17 protein-coding genes are annotated in these 20,823 nt (G+C 38.6%); 6 read left to right on the top strand and 11 right to left on the bottom strand.

Features of this window, described 5'->3' with window-relative positions; all coding sequences use genetic code 11:
- Positions 1–164: 164 nt before the first annotated feature.
- The 6 genes from mobC to CKK33_RS18750 form a co-directional block, all read right to left on the bottom strand.
- The gene (gene mobC, locus CKK33_RS18780) at positions 165–575 is read right to left on the bottom strand and encodes a plasmid mobilization relaxosome protein MobC (RefSeq protein WP_095705915.1); all 411 of its coding nucleotides are present in this window, start codon (positions 573–575) and stop codon (positions 165–167) included.
- A 376-nt stretch (positions 576–951) separates the two neighbouring features.
- Positions 952–1,893: a toprim domain-containing protein gene (locus tag CKK33_RS18770; RefSeq protein WP_095705588.1), complete on the bottom strand. Its 942-nt coding sequence runs from the start codon at positions 1,891–1,893 to the stop codon at positions 952–954.
- Between the two features lie 532 nt (positions 1,894–2,425).
- Complete coding sequence (locus CKK33_RS18765) at positions 2,426–3,100, bottom strand: hypothetical protein (RefSeq protein ID WP_095705587.1); 675 nt, start codon at positions 3,098–3,100, stop codon at positions 2,426–2,428.
- A gap of 130 nt (positions 3,101–3,230) precedes the next feature.
- Entirely contained in the window at positions 3,231–4,145 is a 915-nt protein-coding gene (locus CKK33_RS18760) for a response regulator transcription factor (RefSeq protein WP_095705586.1), read from the bottom strand.
- Between the two features lie 7 nt (positions 4,146–4,152).
- Positions 4,153–4,728 (bottom strand): N-acetyltransferase, encoded by a 576-nt coding sequence (locus CKK33_RS18755; RefSeq protein WP_095705585.1) that lies wholly within the window; start codon positions 4,726–4,728, stop codon positions 4,153–4,155.
- A 25-nt stretch (positions 4,729–4,753) separates the two neighbouring features.
- The gene (locus tag CKK33_RS18750; protein ID WP_095705584.1) at positions 4,754–5,926 is read right to left on the bottom strand and encodes a hypothetical protein; all 1,173 of its coding nucleotides are present in this window, start codon (positions 5,924–5,926) and stop codon (positions 4,754–4,756) included.
- A 327-nt stretch (positions 5,927–6,253) separates the two neighbouring features.
- Between CKK33_RS18750 and CKK33_RS18745 the strand changes: the two genes are divergently transcribed.
- Entirely contained in the window at positions 6,254–7,351 is a 1,098-nt protein-coding gene (locus CKK33_RS18745) for a sensor histidine kinase (protein WP_095705583.1), read from the top strand.
- Positions 7,348–8,079, top strand: coding sequence for a LytTR family DNA-binding domain-containing protein (locus CKK33_RS18740; protein ID WP_095705582.1), 732 nt, complete (start codon positions 7,348–7,350; stop codon positions 8,077–8,079). The genes CKK33_RS18745 and CKK33_RS18740 overlap by 4 nt, the downstream gene beginning before the upstream one ends.
- Here the strand turns inward: CKK33_RS18740 and CKK33_RS18735 are convergent.
- The 4 genes from CKK33_RS18735 to CKK33_RS18720 form a co-directional block, all read right to left on the bottom strand.
- Complete coding sequence (locus CKK33_RS18735) at positions 8,076–11,129, bottom strand: lantibiotic dehydratase (RefSeq protein ID WP_095705581.1); 3,054 nt, start codon at positions 11,127–11,129, stop codon at positions 8,076–8,078. The two genes, CKK33_RS18740 and CKK33_RS18735, sit on opposite strands and share 4 nt — an antisense overlap.
- Before the next feature lie 750 nt (positions 11,130–11,879).
- Positions 11,880–12,209 carry a hypothetical protein gene (locus tag CKK33_RS18730; RefSeq protein ID WP_095705580.1) on the bottom strand — a complete coding sequence of 110 codons (330 nt, stop codon included), beginning with the start codon at positions 12,207–12,209 and terminating at the stop codon, positions 11,880–11,882.
- Positions 12,210–12,238: 29 nt separating this feature from the next.
- Positions 12,239–12,517, bottom strand: coding sequence for a helix-turn-helix transcriptional regulator (locus CKK33_RS18725; protein WP_095705579.1), 279 nt, complete (start codon positions 12,515–12,517; stop codon positions 12,239–12,241).
- Positions 12,518–12,529: 12 nt separating this feature from the next.
- Positions 12,530–13,060, bottom strand: coding sequence for a hypothetical protein (locus CKK33_RS18720; protein WP_143823001.1), 531 nt, complete (start codon positions 13,058–13,060; stop codon positions 12,530–12,532).
- 199 nt (positions 13,061–13,259) lie between these two features.
- On the opposite strand from CKK33_RS18720, the gene CKK33_RS18715 reads away from it, so the two are divergent.
- The gene (locus CKK33_RS18715; protein ID WP_095705577.1) at positions 13,260–13,832 is read left to right on the top strand and encodes a hypothetical protein; all 573 of its coding nucleotides are present in this window, start codon (positions 13,260–13,262) and stop codon (positions 13,830–13,832) included.
- Between the two features lie 116 nt (positions 13,833–13,948).
- Here the strand turns inward: CKK33_RS18715 and CKK33_RS18710 are convergent, their stop codons facing one another.
- Positions 13,949–14,455: a helix-turn-helix domain-containing protein gene (locus CKK33_RS18710; protein ID WP_095705576.1), complete on the bottom strand. Its 507-nt coding sequence runs from the start codon at positions 14,453–14,455 to the stop codon at positions 13,949–13,951.
- Positions 14,456–15,076: 621 nt separating this feature from the next.
- Here CKK33_RS18710 and CKK33_RS18700 point away from each other — a divergent pair.
- Genes CKK33_RS18700 through CKK33_RS18690 form a run of 3 tightly spaced genes read left to right on the top strand, consistent with a single transcriptional unit; the run spans position 15,077 to position 20,785 of the window.
- Positions 15,077–18,064 carry a SusC/RagA family TonB-linked outer membrane protein gene (locus CKK33_RS18700; protein WP_095705574.1) on the top strand — a complete coding sequence of 996 codons (2,988 nt, stop codon included), beginning with the start codon at positions 15,077–15,079 and terminating at the stop codon, positions 18,062–18,064.
- A gap of 9 nt (positions 18,065–18,073) precedes the next feature.
- A complete protein-coding gene (locus CKK33_RS18695; RefSeq protein ID WP_095705573.1) occupies positions 18,074–19,441 on the top strand; it encodes a RagB/SusD family nutrient uptake outer membrane protein in 1,368 nt (455 codons plus the stop codon).
- Positions 19,442–19,462: 21 nt separating this feature from the next.
- Positions 19,463–20,785, top strand: a complete 1,323-nt coding sequence (locus tag CKK33_RS18690; protein WP_095705572.1) for a TlpA disulfide reductase family protein — start codon at positions 19,463–19,465, stop codon at positions 20,783–20,785.
- Positions 20,786–20,823: the final 38 nt, after the last annotated feature.

Raw genomic sequence — 20,823 nt, 5'->3', positions numbered from 1 at the left:
GACGTAACATGATATCACGGTAACATTATAACACCACCTGAACAAGATAACGATGTACCGTTCTAACTGAATAACTTTATACCGGCTTAACACGGTAACCTCATAACCCGATATCTTTAGTTCTTTATAACACTATAACACGCTACCCCTATATCACCGTCCCATCAAATTGCCATAGCTCTGATGATTTTTCGAAGTGCGGCTTCCAGGGATTGCTGGATTTGGATATATTCTTCAAACAGGTCGTTAAAGTTTTGGATGACCTGTGGTGATAGCTGGCCTTTTAGTTTCAAAGTATTGGCATGCTTGGCTAATTGATTGATATTGTTGCCGATTCGACCCATCTCGGCGCCGACCCCGTCCATATTTTTGATCAATTCCCTGGCATTTATTACCGCTTTTTTCGCATTAGACAGGACCCGCATACGGATCAATTCGGTTTTGGAGACACCCAACTCTTTTTCCAGTGCAGTTACCTCCCTGAACTCGCCTTCGGTGAACCTGACATTGATGAACTTAGTTCGCTTACCTGCCGCCAATTGTGGCCTGCCCATCAATTTCTTTTTGCGTTCCATGAAAAAATGAGTTGCGAATTTTTTTAACTCCCCCCGGGAGGGCAAGAGACTTTTTGTGAAACAAAAAGACATCTTGCCGTTGCAAAAGCAACGGAATTATCCATAAGCAAATCGGTGATTCACCCATGACACCGTAGATTGGGTAGCTCTGCCCCGGTCAATGCTGCGATAAGATCATTAGATTTGATGATGCGCCGATAACGTTGCCATAGACGATCAAAATTAATCGAGACATTCCAGGGATTAATAGTTGTTCCATATGGTAGGTGACATAATATCAGATCGATGGAATTATCGGGAAACCAACCCATGACCTCCAGGCAATCGCCCTCAATTACAGTATTCAGGTATTGGTCAAGCGTTAAACTCATGAAACTTACCTTTCAAAAGGAACTCTAACGTTTGCAAAGAAATCTACTTGAGTTCTTTGCGGCATTTCAGACACTTTTAGCTGTGCCTTGATCTTATCGTTATAATCATTAAAGCCCTCATAAATCGCCGAACGGTCAGTCGCATAAGGCAGTGCTTTGATAAAATCACGGCTGGCCGCTTTACCCGCCTTATCCCGGTCAAAATAGATATCAAGCGATGAAAAGGCTTTTGCCCTGACGATCCCTTGCTGTAATAAAGTTAAGGTGTTAAGCACAATAATGCTGTGGTCAGCGTCCGGGTTTTCAAAACGCCAGCTTAGGAAATCTATAAAACCTTCAAAAACAGCTGCCTTTTTGGGGTGACCGGGTATAATAGTTATTCCTTTGTGGCCCATGCACCCTTTAAAGTAGCGGTTCCGCACTTCCCATGCGTTATTTTCGTTGAGCCAGCCCGCTGCGAAATAATGCTTGCGGACATCGCTATCATCTTCTATGTAGTAATATACTTCGCTCAGGTAGAATTTTGCTACATCGTAAACACCACGGCTTTTCAGGTAATCTGTTATGGCCGGATGAACACCTAGAGGTTTTACCCGTTCGACGACATGATGAACTTTCATTGGTTTTCGTGGACGTGGCAATCTATGCTGAACCTGTTCCAGTAAACAAACCTGCTGTATCTTTTTAACGACCTCGTTAAACCCCAGGTTTTTCCAGTAGGCCAGGCCGAAATCAATGATGTTGCCGCCTTTCCCTGCGCCATGGTCAAACCATACGCCCAGGTCGTCATTTACACTAAAAGATGGCTGGGTATCGTTGTCCCTGAGCATGCTGATGTACATTTTTTCCCGCCCGCGTTTGGGAACGGGCTGGTAGCCCAAACGGCTTAGCAGGTCAACCAGGGAGGCCTGCTCTTTGAGCTCTTTCGCTGTTAATAAATTAGCCATAAATGATTATTTTGAAGTAAAAAAAGTAGCCGGAGGTAAGCGGTGCTTTAGAAAAAAATCACACTTGCCGGCAAAAAATAAAAGACGATTACAAAAAAATCATGAAAATAGTCCAGGAATAATTTTTCTGAGTACCGGCAGCGGGTATCGATCCCGATAATTCATTTCTGCCGATATATGTAAAGAGTCGGAATTACTCGCGTCGGATCCTACGATCCGGGCCCTCGCCTGCCTTCGCGCTTTCGGGTATTGCGGCTTTACGCTCACCTTCGCGAAATTTCCGGTTGTTGGCCGGATAATGTTTCATTCCTGTATGTCAAATAACGTTCGTGCCATCTCATTTTGATTATAGTATCAATGATTTGGTGAGAGCAAAACAACAGCGTTTTGGGATGGCCAAAAAGTTCAACTTTTTATTGCACCCCTGTTGCACCCCTTGCACTCTATTGATAATCAGATATTTACCAATGTATATTTTACAAAAAAAGGCCAGCGATTTCTCGCTGACCTATCCTGTCAATGTAGTGGTTAATTAATACCCCCTGATTGTGGCAATCAATTTTTCAAGGGCTTCGATGGCAACATCTTTATCATGCTGTTCCATGTGGTAGGTGCTTTTTCGCATGCTGTTCCAGGAGATACGTTTGGACTTCTCGGTGGAGAGAAAGGGAACAATTGAACGGAAGATCAGACTTAGCGAGCTTGCAATAATCAGCCGGGTGTCGTCGGCAGCTTTTAAAATGATGCCGATCTGGTCGACGCTCAACTTACAGAATATTTTAGTTAGCACATTGCCCTCAGCGGCAGGGCTATCTTTTCCATCGCCAGTAACAATCAAGCCAAAGCGCTTGATAATGGCAGCTTTCAAATCCTGTATAGCCATCAGGATATTTTCGCCGGTAACCGTTAAGGGCTGATCGCCCGGATAGGCGGCGAGGTTAACCATTGCCTGGCGTTCCAGTAAGAGGAGCGCATCATAATAATGGTTGACAACAACGTTTAATTTTTTGGAAGATAAAAGGAAAAATGTGCCCGCTTTTAATTGGCGAAACACTTCCTGGAGATCTTCCCGGAATCGCAATTCTATCGTGATCAATTGCTGAACCTGTAAAGCAGCAACATCAGTTTGCTGCGGGTTGAGGGTAAAATCGATGATCTCGTCTAACCACGCATATGGGTATTTATTTGTAAATAATGCCTTTTCCATAACCACGCTCTATTCTAGCTCATTGCAAAAATTATTATTTGTTCCGCAAATTTGGGCAGAAAAGTGGCTGGCTAACAATAGGTAAATTCCCTCATTTGGCATAATAAGTAGAAACCACTATACTAAAATATCAGGCATTAAATAGTTTATGCAGCAGCGCTATCTTGTTATTAGCCTCTGTCTTTTCGAAGATGTGTTGGATATGGTTTTCAACTGTTTTGCCTGCGATGAAGAGCTTGGTGGAAATCTCTTTGTAGGTTAGTCCCTGACGAACGAGCAGCACAATCTCGATCTCCCGGCTGGTCAATTTATAATAGCAGCACATTTCCTCAAAAACCTGTGTGCCCTCACCAACCCTCACCAGTTCTAACAAACGAGTATATTCCAGACGGGCATTTTTAATAGAACGCCAGATGACCAGGATGGTTATACCGATTATTCCTGTATTGGTACACACGACTTCTACCAACTGACTGCTTTCGACCAGGCCAAAAAACGATAACGATGCCCATGGTGTTATGGCGCAATACATGGCTATTTCTTCCAGGTATTGATGCGCGTTGCGTTCCTGATTGTATTTACGCCTGATCGCCCAAAACATGACATATAGCAGAACCATGGCATAAATGAAAGGTACGATCATCCCATATTTTAGGTTAAGATGGCCTTTTATGGCGAAGTCAACGATAAAAAAAATAATATAAGGCAAAAAAAGAAACAGGGGCACTCCAAAATAAGCATGCCAGCGAAGGGAAGGCAATGCAAAGGCCTTGTAAAAGTAAAAAGGGAAATAAGAGGCCATCAGGAACCCACTGCCGTAAGCTATCATGAGTTGTACGCTTACCGGAAAACCGATGTTAGGGTCAGGAAACAATCCGCCTGTGATATTATAAAACAGCATGAGGAAAAGCAAGATCAGGTACCATTTGCGCTGCTCGTCCTGCGGACGGAAGAGATAATAAAACAGTTGAAAAAAGAACATGCCCGTTTCCAGGACGATAAATAGGAAAGTAACAATATGAATTTGCGTCCCGAATACCAGCATGTCAATATTATTGGATTGTTCGCTTAAGAAAATACAGCGTGTAACCTAAATCCAATTGGTCATAAATCTCAAAAGCGAATTTTTTATACCAGGCAAGATTGCTAGTTGTGGACGTTTCCAGAAATAAAGGCAGACCGTTTTTTGTTGCCGATTCGATAATATCATCTAAAAGCAGGCTCCCTTGCCCCGCATGCTGTGCCCTTGGATCAACGCCAATAAACCACAAATAAGCCATGGGCTCTTTTGGCTGGACCTTTTTGATCAGGCTTTCACGTTTCAGCGCTTTGAAAATGTCAGCGATGCCAATAGCCTGGAAGATTAGTTTAACATCTAACCAAATCGCTAAAAGAGAGAATTTCTTTAAATGCGGGTATAAAACTAAAGCGCAGCCATTTTCTTGTTCAGTTATCCAAATGTCTCCAAACTTTAAACACATTTCAAAAGAATATTCCATAAGCGCACGAACGCGTTTTATTTTATAATCATCTTGCTGTATGATATAATTTACACTTTGGTTGTCTATGAAAGATTGTGTCAGTAATCGAACGACCAAAGATTTTTCCTTGCTTGTTGCTTTAATCATAGCTGATTTGTTTTATTATTCTATATTACGTTGGGAAAAACATCTTGTTGACTTTTGCGACCATTTTTAATAAAAGTTCCCGGACTGCATAGCCTGTAAATTGATCTCCACTGTAATATAACTTGTTCATACTTCCATAGGAAATATGTTCTTGTTTTTTGCTCATAAAGTGATTTGAAAAAAACCTTAGTAACGCGGCAATGTTTTTCATAGCAAAAACATCCTCTTCATACAAAAGTCTTACTAGTAATGCCAGTTGGGCTACCGTCAGCTTTAACTCGATTTTATCTGGTGGCTCAATCTCACACATCTCAAGATGGACCGTTTCGTGCCTGATATATTCACTTAGCCAGCTTTCCAATTGGCTATTTATCGGTTGCACCTTCGGATCGAAACTCATAGATGTCATTACCGGCATGGATTTAAGGACCAGCAATTGTTTCATTAGCATGGGCAGCTGATCCTTTGGCCGAAGTGATGATTTTATCACTTCAATAGTTTCCTGGTACCACTGACAAAAATTGTGATGATTGAAATTCATATAGAATAGCGCTTCTGTAACAATTTGGGTTAGATCCCGGTTGTCTGAAAAATTAGCCATTACCGCTATCGTTTCGGTAAAAGAAATGAGATATTCGACAGATCGGTACCTAAGGCGAGAATCAGGCTCCATCATAATAATGTCCCCTAAATAATCGCAGATGCAAGCCCTTAATTTAACATCCAATTCCACATTTTGCAGTGTGGCGCTGACCTTTTCTGCGGCTTCGGTCATTCTCTTTCTTTCGGTGGGAATAGCTGCGTCAGGTAATTTTCCCTCATCATCAATATAATTATTAAAATATTGGAGCTGAAAATCTTTTAATCCCAACAGGCATTCCAGCATAAAAGCAGAAACATTTAGTAAAGGATAAATTTCCTGCGCTGATGTTTTTCTGCTGTTTTCAATCTGCTGATACAGGCTGTCTGCTAGTTCCAATATGATCTGTTGTTGAAACCCGATATAGCGTCTCATGACATGATCTTTAACCGGACTAAACAACAGGTCAGTCCAGCTTTTTTTTATCCGAAAGCATTCCGTACTTATGCGAGCTTTCTGCTCATTCTCGTATTCCAAAGACCGTCCGCTTCCATTTTCCATCTCCAATAGATACTCAGCCGCCAATTGCGCCAAGAGCTTCATTTCATCCTTTAGCATATTACTTTGATTATCTAAAAAATATCATCCTTTACACTCTTAGCTTATCCCCATTTTGTCGGTTATTAAAATGTGTTGGCCCGCTGACAGTAGTCAGTACCGTGATTGTCGTATTGGTAGGATCTCCAATTATGGTATCAGTTGGAGTACCGGTTGAATTGATACCCGACAAATGAGTAAAGCTGTATAGCTTATTTGTTTTCTTTTTGAAGTTTTTTACAATTAAATTTTTCATAGCGATAACTTTTCAGTCAAATTAGGAGTACAAAAGGGTACACAACAACTTTGTTACACGCACGACAGTTTGCGGTAGAAAGATAACCGGCTATGACAATGGGATTACAATCCAAATTCGCATTTTTCAGCAAGTTGGATGGCAAATTGCTTTTTAAGCATTTTGCGGGCTGGGCTATTTTTATAGCCTATGAAATTAGCTTTGTATGGTTTAGCATTGACACTTTCGCTTCATTAGAGAATTACATTTGTTATTATGGATTAAATATTTTACTATTTTATTTCAATGCGCATGTATTGCTTGCATCAGCAATTAAATCGGACAGATCATACCTGGTGATTCCTGTATTGATGTTATTCGAAGTGCTGGTATATTTAATTTTGAAATATTTACTTGATTTTTTTCTGGCATTTCCCCAAAATGCTGTTCCAAGCCAAATTGTATACGTTAAAAAGCTGCTTGTACCGAATATTTATAGAGGAGTTTCTTTTATAGGCTTTAGCACCCTTTATTGGTCTGTTCTACGTGTTATTTCGTTCAGGAAACGTGTGCATGAAACAGAAACGGTGCAGTTAGTAACACTCAAGGAAAAGGCGGAGTTAGAAAGAAACCTGGCCGAAGCTATGAATGCTTATTTACAGCAACAGATCAATCCACATTTGCTTTTTAATACGCTAAGCTTTATTCACAATACTTATGCTAAACATTCACGCGAGGCCTCTCAATGTGTATTACTATTGGTTGATATAATGCGTTTTTCGTTAAACGAGGTCAGTATTAATGGCAAAACATCATTGGATAAGGAAATCGAACAAATCCAAAATTACATTGAAATCAACCAGCTTCGCTATGACTACGCATTGTTTATTGATTTTGAAGCTGAAGGTGATTTTGAAGCTTATCAAATTATTCCCTTGGTGCTGTTAACGCTTACCGAAAATATTTTTAAACATGGTTACCTTAAAAAAAAGCAGGGCGCGGCCAAATTGCATATTACGCTCAACGACCAAAATGAGTTAAGTTTTATAAGCTGGAATTTAAAAGGAGATCAACCAGATTACAAACGAACGAGGTCAATTGGAATAAAAAATGTAATCAAACGTTTAGAATTCAGCTACAAAGATCAATATAATTTAATTATCAAAGACGAGAAAGAAAGTTACGGATTGGAACTGAGGGTGAAATTATGAATTTAAGATGTTATATTGTAGATGATGAATATCATTCTATAGAAATGCTGATTGAATATATAGAACGGACTGATGGACTTGAATTACAGGGATTTTCTACCAATCCGCTTACAGCGCTTAACGAAGTGACCGGACCTAATCCGCCCGATATTACTTTTTTAGACGTAGAAATGCCTGAATTATCAGGCATGGCGTTTGCCGGATTAGTAAACCTGCATACTACGATTGTATTTACCACCTCTTTCCAGGAATTTGCACTTGAAGCATTTGAAAAGGAGGCATTCGATTTTCTTTTAAAACCGATCAGCTATGCACGGTTTCGCAAATGTATTCAGCACATACAACGGACGGGAATTGCAGCTCGGCCGGCTCAAAAAGAAAAAAGAGATTTCTTTTTTGTGAAAACAGAAAGCAGAGGCAAGATGGTCAAAGTGATTATTAATGAAATTCTTTATGTAGAAGGTGCTCAAAATTACATCAAGATCCATTTGACCTCCGGTGATATTATGCCTTATTTGACCATTAATGAAACAGAACAATATCTTCCGATGGACCAGTTTTCGAGAATTCATCAATCCTTCATCATTAACAATGACCGGATTAAATCTGTTGAGCAAACACGGGTTACCTTAGAAAAAGATATTACTTTAAACTTAGGCCGGTTTTACAAGGACGCTTTTCTTGAAAAAATGAATGAATTGTTGTTGAGGTCGAGAAGAAAGTTTTAACCACTCATTTTCTTTTTAGCTTTCACCGATAGCTGGTATTTATAAAAACAATAATAAATTATCAGTTCCTGATTGCGTTGCCGGTCAATGAATAAACGGTTCAAATGCATATGTATTAAGTCAGCGAGGAGCTGATTCCGACGTTTAGTTGGAAAAGGGATTGTTTTTTTTTGTAGCGCATCAATTCTCATTTTATAAAGATTTGCCCATACAGTCAATTTTAAAGACAAATAATACTCCTCGTTGGTGAGCAGGCTGCTTATCTCTGTTTTCAACTCCCTGAATTTCTGGTCGAGGTCTATTTTTAACGATTTATCAGTTGAAAATTCAGCATAAAACGTATTGACCATCTGTTCAAGAAAAATTAACTGATCATTAATTTCCGGTATAAAACAGTTTAACAAACAGGCAACTGAAACAAAGGCCAGGCTATGATAACTGTAGGGTAGGGATTTCAGGGTTGCTATTCTAATATACCGCAAGACAAGTTCACTGCTACCACAAAAAAAGGATTCTACTAATGTGATGATGTCCGGACCGTATCTTTCCATCTCCCTACGATAGGTATCTGCCTGGTATTCCCTGATCAAATGATAATGCACAGTATCAGCAAGGCGCTTTTTCAAGCGTGCTAAAATATTACCAACAGCGGATTCGTTGATTTTTAGGCGCAAACGAATGTGATAGCCGGAATCCCTATAACGAATAAAAAACCATAATAATAATTCTGTTTCGCCTAACTGGTTTAACAGAGGAAGCAGCTTTTTAACGAGCAGGTCATTAGCAATAGCAGGGGCACAATACAATTTTAAATAAAGCCATTTGCCGCCTAAGATATAATCCTGCTGAACCTTGGGCCTAATCATCACATCTGGTATTCGGTTGCCTTTATAAACCTCCTGATTTTTATATAAAAAAGCAATGAACTGATTGACCAACGGTTTTCCTTCACTGGTGACAATTGGTTCAGCGGGTAAAAAAAACTCCTGGAAAACCGCGGTTACCATAGATTTCAGACAATCCAATAAAAAGACGATCTCATTTTCTTTATCGATATTGAAAATGAGTTGTTGATCGAATTGGCTTAGTGCAATAAGTGACGGAAGCTGTAACGTTTCCCGCATTATTTTAAATCGAATAATAGCTTCACTTTCAGCTGCTTCTTTTAATTCCTTTAAATTCTGAGCGGATAGATACCATTTTGCCGCAGACAGGATAGTGTTTTTATAAACCACACGGGGGTAGTGGGCCATACCCGGAAAGTATTGTTCCAAATCAAAGGAATAATTCCCGTTTAAACCCTGGTATTGTAAATCGCAAAGCAGGCGAAAAAGTGCCAGATTGTTGCGGCTGAAATTATAAGCAGAGGTCAAGCGGGGTACTATTACTCTGTCGTGTGACTTCGATTCCAATACCAATTCATTCCCAACTACTGAAATCCAAAGATCAGAAAGGGCAATCTGTTGTTCAACCGGAAAGGTAGAGATTGAATTTATAGGTATTTCATAATCATAGATATGCTGCCTTCTATTGATATTATCTGCATGTGTGTCGGACAACTGCCCGATATCAGCGAAAATAACGTTTGGATTTGCTAATTGTTCTTTTGAAGCAAGTTCACGACCAAGCTCATGGACCTTATTACTCCAGGCTGTAAAGCGCCCTATTAAGGCTGTTGCTGAAGCTCCTCCAATGGTTTCCAAATAGATATGATCACCAAGTACTCGAAAAACGACAGGTAACGTAGGCGGGGATGTGAAAGTTTGGTCGGGTGAAAGTTGTGATAAATCGGAGTCATTCAATTGGATCGGGGCAGTACTTTTAAAATTTTCATTCCATTTTTTAAATAATAACCGGTGAACCATTGACCATTCCAGGTTTACCTTCTTGTTCTGCTGATCTGCAAATTTCACATGACGCAACAAATCGGTTTCAGCAGCTGTAGAGACCAAGGGGCCATATCCTATGCCGATCTCTGGATCAACAGCCTCTAAAAGGAGAACTTTTCGCAAATCATACCTCGCTTTGAAATCATAAATAAATTGCTGTAGTAGTGATGTTTGCACAGGCGTGACAAGCAATTCCAAAACCCTGAGCCCCTCCTTAATTTGCTGCTGGCGCTGTATTGAAAGATTACCATTAACAGCTTTTCTTTCCAATCCAGCATAAAATACCTGTTTTTCTATTTCATGTTTCAAGGAAAATAATAAATTATTTACCTGCCCGGAAATTTTGACCAATTGGCTTGCATCAGGGAAATTGTAGGCTATCAGTTGATCCTGAATCGCCGACAGGTCCTGCCGAATTGCAGTCAATGGCGTTTCAGGGTGATGCAAAAGTCTTTGCAGATAATCTTCCCCAATGATGTTTGTGTTCGTGTGCGGTATAACAATATTCGCATCTATCAGGAAATTCAGATAGTCACTGGCGGTTTCCCAGTCACATCCTGTTTTTTTTACCATATAGGAAATAATTTCTTTTCCTTGCTTGATTTCTCCCGCACAGTAACCGAATAATGCGTTGGTTAACGTATTTCCTTCGATAGATTCCAGGTCAAAAAAGATGTTTTTTTTATTTTGCGAATAAGATGTTTTAATAAATCGGAAGTCTTTGCCAGATTTATATAATGCCGGGTTACAGATATAAGTGTAATCTTCTTTTTTATTGCCCATTAAACCCTCGGATAAACGTAAGGTAACTTCCTGGTCAATGTTCAAATGTAACTTTGCATCCTTTTTATTGCCTAAGATAATTGCCGCCGCTCCCCCCCATACAGCCATAGAAAAAGAAGAGAAGCTTCCAAAGGGTGTCGGCCGGAAACTCATGCGGTTGTAGTACCGCATGAAGCTTAACCGCTCACGTGAATTAAGCGCTTTAAAATCAAACCCTTTTGCTGCTACTATTTCGAACAATTGAGGACTGGCCAGATACAATGCAACCTGAAAATAGGAATCGAGCAGAATCTTCGCACGTTGATCAGGCGAGTATTGATCATAATCATAAAGCGGGCACCTGAGTAACAGATCATTTAAAAAATCATAATCATTCATCGCGGTAGGTATTTAGGTAAATAAAAATATTCCAATGGGTACCGCGAAATCAAATTGTAGATTATACCATTAAATTTAAGTTAAAACAACTGTTGATCAAAAAACAAAACTACGGTGAAGACCTGTTTATTGTTGGTCAAATTAATGGGGTAATTGTTAAAATTGCAAATTCAGTTAATAAGAGGGGGGTAAATTATAGCGTTATTAACTATCAAATATAGTATTAGTTTAATAGATCTGATTGTAATTAAGTCCATTCTAAATCCTGATCCTTAATAATTACTATCCTCTAAGAAAGGAAACGAGAATTCTCCACCGATTTAGGATTATGCTTTGCCAATAATGTTTAATTGAAATTAATATATTTAATTTAAAAGTTTTTCAGGTAAAGGAGCAGAATAATATATAATTTTAAAGCGTGTTGATTTATCAACAAAGTCATACAATTGCGTCATGAGATGAGAAGATTACTGTTATTTCTTTGTTTTCTTCCGTTTGGCTGTTCGACACAAAAATCTATCGTCACAGATTCCTCGGTGATTCAAGCACATTCTCAACCAGTCAAAATATTTGGCATTGGCTATTGGAGGCCTGGTTACATGATCCTGACACTATTGGACGCAAAAAAGGAGTATTTTACGATTATTACTAAACGTGATGATTCATTAAAAAAGAATGATATCTATTCGCGATAGTTTTATATCCAAACGTATTGGATTTTGGCAGTAATACTTATTATCAATCCTATTGCTATTCAATAAAACGGCTTCCCAATTCAGGCCAGAGATAGAAACTATTTGGAATTTTTTGATGTGAAATTTTGTTCAACAGCTCTTTATGAATTTCTGAAGACCAGGTTAACTGTTGCTTATCATCGGCTTTGACTAGGCCGTATTTCCCCGCAAAACCCACTTCGGCCTTGTGAAAGGAGAATTTAACGCTGTCACCCAGCTTTTGTATTTCAAAAACATGGTAAGGCATCATACCTCCGTCCAATTTATCTCCCTCTTTGATCAGGAATACCACTTTAAAAGTATCGTTGCCTATAATATAATGTTCGTTAAAGACTTCTTGCATCATGATCTATATATAGATTAAAAGTGGGAATGTTATGCATGTGCATGCTCACGGGCGGTATAAATTAATGGAGCACCTAATTCCGCTTCCAGTTTTGCCAATGTTTTAAGGGTTAAATTATGATTTCCTTTTAGCCATTTGTTAATTTCGGAAGGTTTTTTATTCATTTTCGCTGCCAGGTCTTTCTGGCTATAACCCTTCTCCTGCATAAGCTCGTTAATCCGAACTACGATATCGGTGTACTGGCGAACGAAAATGCGAACCTCTTGCGGCGTTTCATCCTGTATCCTTTGTGCAACTTTACTTCTCATGACCGTACTTATTTATAGAAAAATTTCTTCGCCGTTATTAGCCGACAGCATTTTTCTTTTACCCTCATCAATTATGATTTCACCATCTCGTAGTGCTTCTTCAATACGCTTTGCAAACTGGCAGGCTTCCACCCATTTAAGATGAATATCTTTACTTTCCTGATTTGTCCAGGAGGATTTAACACCTCCGTTAAATAATATAACGATATCGTTCCGGTTATTAATTCGCAACGCATATAAGCGAAGCGGAAAATTAGGATAAGTAAACATTACTTGTTTCACCTTTACCTTACCGGTGTTAGGCAAACCGGTCACCGCATTTTCCGGCCGGTTAAACAAAGCGTCAATAGCCCCGTGATCATCCCCCAAGCTATCCAGCACAAAACTTAACATTTGCTGGGTTGCTGTTTTTAGTTCAGGGATGGCATCGTATTTATTAAAGAACTTATCTGTTTCACTTTCCCTGGCATCTTCCCAGCGTACTGTATAAAAAGTACACTTTTTTCCTTCATCATCCCAAATTTCCAATGCAAAGATATTCACTTATAAGTTAATTTACAATATTTTGTTTTATATTGGTTTTCATCTACGGCAAAGCGACAAACTTAGGCATTATTAGATACCTGGCAAAATCAGGCACATTAAGCGTAACATTGTCGAATCATCAATTGAATAAATTTTAAGGAACAATTGATAATTATTATCAACGATGGGCGTTTAACTTTTTATAACATTACCAATTATGAAAGCATTTGTAACCTCCTTATTTATACTTGCATCTTTATTTTTTGTAAAAGTTTCCGTGATGGCTCAACCACCGATCAGGATTATTGCCGGAAAAGTATTGATTAATGATGGGAGCATGATATTTACGGCCTCAAAATATAAATCCACGATAAATAGCCTGGATAAAATTCTTAAAATTAATCCCAATGACACCACCAGTTTGTTCTATCGCGCTTTATTTTATTCACATAGTAATAATTTAATGGCTAAACCCTACCAAAAAGAAAACGCCCCCCTGGAAAATCTACTCATTGGGAAAGGTCAAATTGAAAAAGCGATCAGTCTGGGCATGTCGAGTTTCAAAACAAGAGTCTTACGTGCTCAAATATATAGTGATATTGCCTATAGATATACCGGCGATGAATCATGGATGTTTAATAAAAAGCAGGTTGCTGATCGAAAAACATTGTATAATACCTATAAAGACCTGGCAAACAAATACTATGATGAATTGGCAAAGGAAGACGAAAACAATGCCTGGGACTACCAACGACTAAAAGTAGAAGGCGACTATCCTATCAAATCATAAATAGAGTGGATCTGTTGATGGAGTGGCGGGCCATAATAGTGGCGTTAAGAAATTCATCCCACTCGGTTTTGGGAATAATAATGACTTGGTATTCCGCAAGCCTTACGGTAATATTATTATTTTTTAGAATACAAATTTGTACCATTCTTTTCCGGATGAGGGCTGATTTTAATTAAATGGGACATCCTTTTTAAAGCCGTATGAAGTGAATTAGCCTTGAAATTCCAGCCCATATCTAAAAAGAAACGCTTAACCTCATTTGTTTCTTTAGGAGTATTGAGAAAATTAGTGGGTAACATTTTGTACTTAATGCAATATGGAATTGAAGGTTCCTGTCGTAAAAGAACATATACCGAAGTTACCGCCTTGTATTTTTTGGTAAGTATTTCACGCAAATTATTAGGAGGGGCAAAATTACTTTTACTCAAATCCTCTAATTTAATTGTCGTAAAATTGATAATCCCATCTAAGGACTTAATTCTAAACGATTTTTTTCCAGACTCAATGTTAACTAAAGTCGATGTAGACAGGTGCGCTAACAATGCAAAATCTTTTTGTGAAAGCCCCAATGCATCCCTAATTTCAATAATGTTGGCACTAATAATTAAACTTGATTTGTCCATAAAACAAATGGACACCGACAAATCGTGACATTTTCAATAAGTATTTGCTTTTTTTGAAGTGATTTATTATATTTGTGATAGTAAAGTCGTTCAATTAATAAATTATAGAATAAAAAATATTTAAAAGGTATTAATAAAAAGTCTTGCGACCCATCTCAGGCCGTTACCGCAGGGCAGCAGATTGATACCCCATCACTTTCAAAAAAGTGCTACATTAGCATTAATTTGATAAGTGTGGGGCGCTGCTGTTTACACGTGGTAACATAAGGCCTGAGAACCAATATGGGGTCACGTGATGCAGCTCCCACACTTATTGAATATAAAAAGCTCATCCCTCCCAAGACTTGTTTTATAGAACAAGTAATGAAACCGCGAAAAAATAATATAATCAGTATAGCATCCCAAACTGTTTTTCCAACAGACTCGGCATACTATGATCTTTATACTTTCGGTTGGTTTTTCAATTTCAAAAATCGCTTTAAAAACATTATTAAGTCCCCCGATTGATTGCTAATGGAACGGCAACCCAAGATCAGTTGTAGTTAATTTTATTTTCGGTTGCCGTTTTCCATTTTAGTTCTTACTAACTGGTCTTTTAACGAATACTTAATTAGATTTTAAATGAAAAAAACTATACTTTTTATAGTGCTGGCCGCACTTTGCTTTTTTTTTAATGCTTCGGCTCAAATTAATTCACGGCCACCTAACATCAAAATTACCGGGAAAGTAACCGATGAACAAGGATTACCGTTGCCAGGTGCAACAGTTAAAATTCAAAACGAAAGCAGTATAAGTATTACTGATAAAGATGGCAAATTTACGCTGACCAATACCCCCAAAAATGGTGTAATAACGGTAAGTTTTATTGGTTTTCAAACAACTAATATTCCCATACCACTCAATTTAGATAACGAGTTTATCATCCAATTAAAAGCAGATGCTAATTCATTAAATGAGGTGCAGGTTATTGGCTATGGAACGACAACTAAACGGCTTAACACCGGTAGCGTATCAACAATAACTGCTACGGATATTGAGAAACAACCTGTTACTAATATTTTATCGGCTCTCTCTGGTAAGGCTGCTGGTGTTAATGTGCAAAGCACAAACGGGCTTCCCGGAGGTGATGTTAGCATCCAGATTCGTGGTAAAGGCTCTCTAACAGCGGGTACGAATCCTTTATACATCATTGATGGCGTTCCATTTGCGTCTACCTCATTAGTATATAACACAGCACTTGCGGCAGGTATTAACGGAGCAATTAGTCCCCTGAACTCTTTAAATCCTAATGACATTGAAAATATAAGTATCTTAAAAGATGCTGACGCAACCGCAATTTACGGTAGTCGCGGCGCAAACGGAGTCGTGCTCATCACCACTAAAAAAGGCAAATCTGGAAAAGTTAAAACAGACATTAATTTATATCAGGGTATATCGCAAGTAGCTAACCTGCCAAAGCTTTTAAATTTGCAGGATTATTTAACGATCCGCAAAGAAGCCTTTAAAAATGACGGACTGATTCCATCATCAGATCCAACATCACCAAGCTATGCGCCTGACTTAACAGTGTGGGACCCCAACAAATCAACAGATTGGGCAAAATATATTTTAGGGGGTACCGGACATGTAACCAATTTCCAGGCAAATGTTTCCGGCGGGAGCGAGCAAACTACTTTTGCTTTAGGAACTAATTACAGAACGGAGACTAGTGTGTTACCCGGAAATAACCGCTATACACGCGGTGGTATACATATGAATGTCCAACATATTTCCTCAAACCGTAAGTTTAATGTCCTGATGTCAACTTCATATACCCAGGATAATAATAAGCTTGTTAACCCGGCAATAGCATTGTCCAGTAATATTTTGTTGCCTCCCAATTTTCCTATTTATTACCAAAATGGAAACTTCAACTTTTTAAATGGGATTAATCCGACGGCATCTGTGCAGAACACGTCAGATATTCAAACTAATAACATTATTACTAACGCGGTTGTCAGTTATAAAATTCTTCCCGGCCTACAGATCAAAACCAGCGCTGGAATGAATTATTTAAATATGAATCAAGTAATGGTTAATCCAAAATCAGCTCAGGACCCAAGTACCTCTCCGCAAAGTTTTACCTACTTTGGCAATAACTCCACCAAATCCTTCATTGTCGAGCCTCAGATCAATTATTCTTTAAAGAAGAATAAATCAAATTTTGATGTGCTTTTAGGCGGGACATTTCAAAAAACAGAAAATAAGAGCGAGATCATTTATGCGACCAACTTCAATAGCGAAAGCCAACTCGAAAATCTTGCTTCTGCCGCGACGCTAAGACCGTCAAACTCCTATATTGATTATAAATACGTATCTATTTTTGGAAGAGTAACTTATAACTGGGATGAAAAATACCTGATCAACGCGAGTGTCCGCAGGGACGGATCATCGCGGTTCGGGCCAGGGAACCAATTTGGAAATTTTGGTGCCGTTGGTGCGGCCTGGATCTTTAGTAATGAAGGTTGGATTAAAAGTAATTTAAACTGGCTTAGTTTTGGTAAGATCAGATCAAGCTATGGCATAACAGGAAATGATCAGATAGCAGATTATCAATACCTTTCAACCTATAAGGCCTCAAATTATGTATATCAGAATATCACAGGTCTAACTCCTGCAAGAATTGCGAACGATAATTTTCATTGGGAATCAAATAAGAAATTTGAAATCGGTCTAGATATTGGACTGGCTGGGGATAGGGTACTTCTCACCATAAACCGCTTTCAAAATCGCAGTGGCAGCCAACTGGTGAATTACGCTATTCCGTTTATTACGGGCTTTGACAGTTACCAGGCAAACTTACCTGCCTTAATCCAAAATCAGGGTTGGGAAGTGGAAATAAGCACGAGAAATATTCAAAAGCCAAATTTTACTTGGTCCACTAATTTTAATATTACCACCAGTAAAAATATACTAAAAAGCTTTCCTAACCTGGCCACGTCCAGCTATGCGAACGTTTATATTATTGGTGAAAGTATATCAAGGGCATACGGTTTCAGATTCGCTGGTGCCGATCCACAAACAGGGGCATCTTTATATCAGGTTAAAACGGGAGGAACGAGTTCTTCTCCGGCATTCGAAAACTTCTATTATACTATGGGCGATACAAACCCCAGCTATTATGGAGGAATGAATAATGCTATCGCCTATAAGAATTTTCAGTTGGACCTGTTTGCGCAGTTCTCCAGACAATCTTTACCAGGTAGTCTTATTCCACCAGGTTCCTTGTCCAACAATTTCGCCGTTGCTTCAAACCGTTGGCAAACGCCCGGCAACAGCACCAACATACCTAAAGCTACAACCGGGACAGACGATTATTACTATACACTTTCTTCTGCTAATTTCTTTAATGCCTCGTATATCCGGTTAAAAAATGTTTCGCTTTCCTATACGTTCCCTGAGAGCTGGACAAAATATAGAAAGATCGACAGATTAAGGATATATGCCCAGGGAGAGAATATAGCAACATGGTGGAGCAATAATACAGCATTATATGATCCAGAAAGTGGCGCATCTGCTAATGTGCCACCACTAAGAATAATAACTATCGGCTTTCAAATTACCCTTTAGATCGAAAAAATGAAAAAAATTATAATTCTGCTATTTATTACACTGGTCTATTCCAGTTGTAAAAAGCTAATCGAGGTGAATAGTCCTAAAAATCAATTAACCACGGTTGATGTATTTTCGGATACAACATCGGCAGTTGCTGCATTGGGTAATATCTATGCGCAACTGGACAGAACAATTGAGGTCAATTATTCAAAATATTTGGATATGTATACTGATAATCTGGATTACACAGGCTCCACTCCACAAGATCTTGAATTTTTTAAAAGTACTATTTCTGTCAGCAATTCAACAGATCTGGCGATCTGGAAAAACTTTTACTTTATTATTTACCAATGCAACGACCTTATAGAACACCTGCCAAAATCCACTAAACTGCCTGTGGCTAATATTAACCTATTAAGCAACGAAGCCAAGTTTCTAAGAGCTTATGCTTATTTCTACCTGATTAACCTATACGGCAAGGTTACACTAGTATTGAGCACGGATATTAACTTAAGCTCACAAGCGCCGCAAAGTGAGATCTCAGCCATTTACCAGCAGATCATCAAAGATTTAGCCGATGCCAAACAGGGATTACCTGCTAACTATCCAGGGAATGGCAAGGTAAGAGCAAATAAGTGGGCTGCTGCCGCCCTGTTATCAAGGGTTTATCTTTTTCAAAAAAACTGGCCCGCCGCAGAAACTGAAGCTACCGAGGTAATAAACAGCGGCCTTTATAGCTTATTAAGTACGCCCAATAATGTTTTTTTAGCAGGGAGTGACGAGGCAATATTGCAGGTCTGGACACAAAACGGGTTTGTTACCAGTGCAACAAATCTCGTTCCATCGTCAAATACTTCATTACCGAGATATCCGATGTCCACAAATTTATTTAATGCCTTCGAAAGTGGTGATCTAAGAAAAAATGCCTGGATCGGCACCAGCAATGTGAAATCAGGAAGTCTTACAACAACTTATCACTATTTATCCAAATATAAAAACCGTGTACCAAATACCACCAGCCCTGAATATCTAATGGCGCTGCGCTTGGCAGAAACCTACCTGATCAGAGCTGAAGCAAGATCGCAGCAAGCAAAAGTCACAGGAGTAGGAAGCGCGGCGGATGATTTAAATCTTATCAGAAAACGCGCAGGAATAGCAAATACCACTGCTACTACTCAAAGTGGAATGCTCACTGCCATATTACAAGAACGACGAGTTGAATTGTTCGACGAATGGGGAAGTCGTTTTCTCGACTTAAAACGGACCGGACAATTAAACCCGGTGATTGGAATGTATAAAACTACATGGCTGTCCACTGCCGCGCTGTTACCAATTCCTCTTAACGAACTAACATACGATCACAACCTTGTGCAAAATCCGGGGTATCATTAATCCTTTTTTAAAACAATTAGTATGAAACTTAAAATAATTATAATAATAATATATCTTTTTGCCGGCAATCATTTTTTGGTTATTGGTCAGCAAAAAACTGTTAAACCTCTAAAGATCGGGGACCATGTACCAGACTTTCTTTTCCAAAACCTAAAAAACACTGCTAAGTCTACTCAACAGGCATCTGATTTGTATCGTTCCGGCCTATTGATCATTAATTTTTGGGCAACGTGGTGTGTCCCATGTGTCAGAGAAATGCCTAGTTTGGATGAGCTCCAAAAGAAATATGGCGATAAGTTACATATTATTAGCATCACTAATCAATCAGATATGGTTTTGACTACATTTTTGGGAAATCATAAGGAACTTGCCTATCTGACTTTTTCGGCACGTGACACTTTACTTAAAAAATACTTTCCTCATACCATTGTGCCGCACAATATTTGGATAGATAAAAATGGAATAGTTCAAGCAATAACTGATGATGAACAACTCAATGAAAAAAACATTCTTTCCTTTATTAATGGTAACACAAGTCTGGCTACCAAGCATGACGATTTGGAATTTGATTGGAGAAAGCCCTTAAAAGTGGCGGATACAGAATTTGTTCATCGATCAATAATTACACCGCAAAAAGGCAGTATAGGTAATGGCGGAGTATTGCTGCCTGACAGCAATGCGAATTCAACCAGGTTTCTTGCATGGAACAGAAGTAAAACAGACTTATTTTGGGCTGCATACATGAAAAAACCAATGCAAAAAAGAGATTGGAATTTTGTAGAAATTCACACGAAAGATTCTTCTAGTTTCTTCTACCCGGCTTATACTAACGAGCTCAATTGGACGAAAAGATATGGGATGACAATGTTTAATGAATGGTCTGAAAGGAATCTATTGTGCTATGAATTATCATTTTCAAAAAAAATTAATATATCACAGTTCTATCTTCTAATGGCAAATGAACTATCGCTATATTTTAATGTTAAAGCAAGGGTCGAAATGAAACCAACGGATTGTTGGATCATTACTCAATTGCCATCGAAATTTAAAGGGAGTGATTTTAAAGAAACGAATCGAGAACCTTTACAGATTGTTGGAACTTCGATGGTTGTAAAAAATCAGACATTAAAGGAAATTGCGGAGCAACTTTCAGAAATGTACGGTAACGAGCCCCCGTTTATAAATTTAACCGGAATTAAAGAAAGGATAAGTTTGAAGAAAGATTTTGCCGATCTAAGTGAAGGATTGAAAGTGTCCATGTTAAAAGATTATTTTAACCGCATAGGCCTTGATATAAATTTAAATAAATACAATTATCCATTTTTGATTCTTGCCGACCAATAAAAAGGCAACAATCAGATGTTAATTCTGATTGTTGCTTA

The organism is Mucilaginibacter sp. MD40, assembly GCF_002288635.1.
GTDB lineage: Bacteria > Bacteroidota > Bacteroidia > Sphingobacteriales > Sphingobacteriaceae > Mucilaginibacter.
The sequence above is the reverse complement of the archived record's forward strand: the minus strand, read 5'-3'. Positions and strand labels throughout refer to the sequence as shown.

What these genes read in the sequence shown, in the direction of transcription:
- mobC (WP_095705915.1), bottom strand. Translation starts at nt 575, where the DNA reads ATGGAACGCAAAAAGAAATTGATGGGCAGGCCACAATTGGCGGCAGGT.
- CKK33_RS18770 (WP_095705588.1), bottom strand. Translation starts at nt 1,893, where the DNA reads ATGGCTAATTTATTAACAGCGAAAGAGCTCAAAGAGCAGGCCTCCCTG.
- CKK33_RS18765 (WP_095705587.1), bottom strand. Translation starts at nt 3,100, where the DNA reads ATGGAAAAGGCATTATTTACAAATAAATACCCATATGCGTGGTTAGAC.
- CKK33_RS18760 (WP_095705586.1), bottom strand. Translation starts at nt 4,145, where the DNA reads ATGCTGGTATTCGGGACGCAAATTCATATTGTTACTTTCCTATTTATC.
- CKK33_RS18755 (WP_095705585.1), bottom strand. Translation starts at nt 4,728, where the DNA reads ATGATTAAAGCAACAAGCAAGGAAAAATCTTTGGTCGTTCGATTACTG.
- CKK33_RS18750 (WP_095705584.1), bottom strand. Translation starts at nt 5,926, where the DNA reads ATGCTAAAGGATGAAATGAAGCTCTTGGCGCAATTGGCGGCTGAGTAT.
- CKK33_RS18745 (WP_095705583.1), top strand. Translation starts at nt 6,254, where the DNA reads ATGACAATGGGATTACAATCCAAATTCGCATTTTTCAGCAAGTTGGAT.
- CKK33_RS18740 (WP_095705582.1), top strand. Translation starts at nt 7,348, where the DNA reads ATGAATTTAAGATGTTATATTGTAGATGATGAATATCATTCTATAGAA.
- CKK33_RS18735 (WP_095705581.1), bottom strand. Translation starts at nt 11,129, where the DNA reads ATGAATGATTATGATTTTTTAAATGATCTGTTACTCAGGTGCCCGCTT.
- CKK33_RS18730 (WP_095705580.1), bottom strand. Translation starts at nt 12,209, where the DNA reads ATGATGCAAGAAGTCTTTAACGAACATTATATTATAGGCAACGATACT.
- CKK33_RS18725 (WP_095705579.1), bottom strand. Translation starts at nt 12,517, where the DNA reads ATGAGAAGTAAAGTTGCACAAAGGATACAGGATGAAACGCCGCAAGAG.
- CKK33_RS18715 (WP_095705577.1), top strand. Translation starts at nt 13,260, where the DNA reads ATGAAAGCATTTGTAACCTCCTTATTTATACTTGCATCTTTATTTTTT.
- CKK33_RS18710 (WP_095705576.1), bottom strand. Translation starts at nt 14,455, where the DNA reads ATGGACAAATCAAGTTTAATTATTAGTGCCAACATTATTGAAATTAGG.
- CKK33_RS18700 (WP_095705574.1), top strand. Translation starts at nt 15,077, where the DNA reads ATGAAAAAAACTATACTTTTTATAGTGCTGGCCGCACTTTGCTTTTTT.
- CKK33_RS18695 (WP_095705573.1), top strand. Translation starts at nt 18,074, where the DNA reads ATGAAAAAAATTATAATTCTGCTATTTATTACACTGGTCTATTCCAGT.
- CKK33_RS18690 (WP_095705572.1), top strand. Translation starts at nt 19,463, where the DNA reads ATGAAACTTAAAATAATTATAATAATAATATATCTTTTTGCCGGCAAT.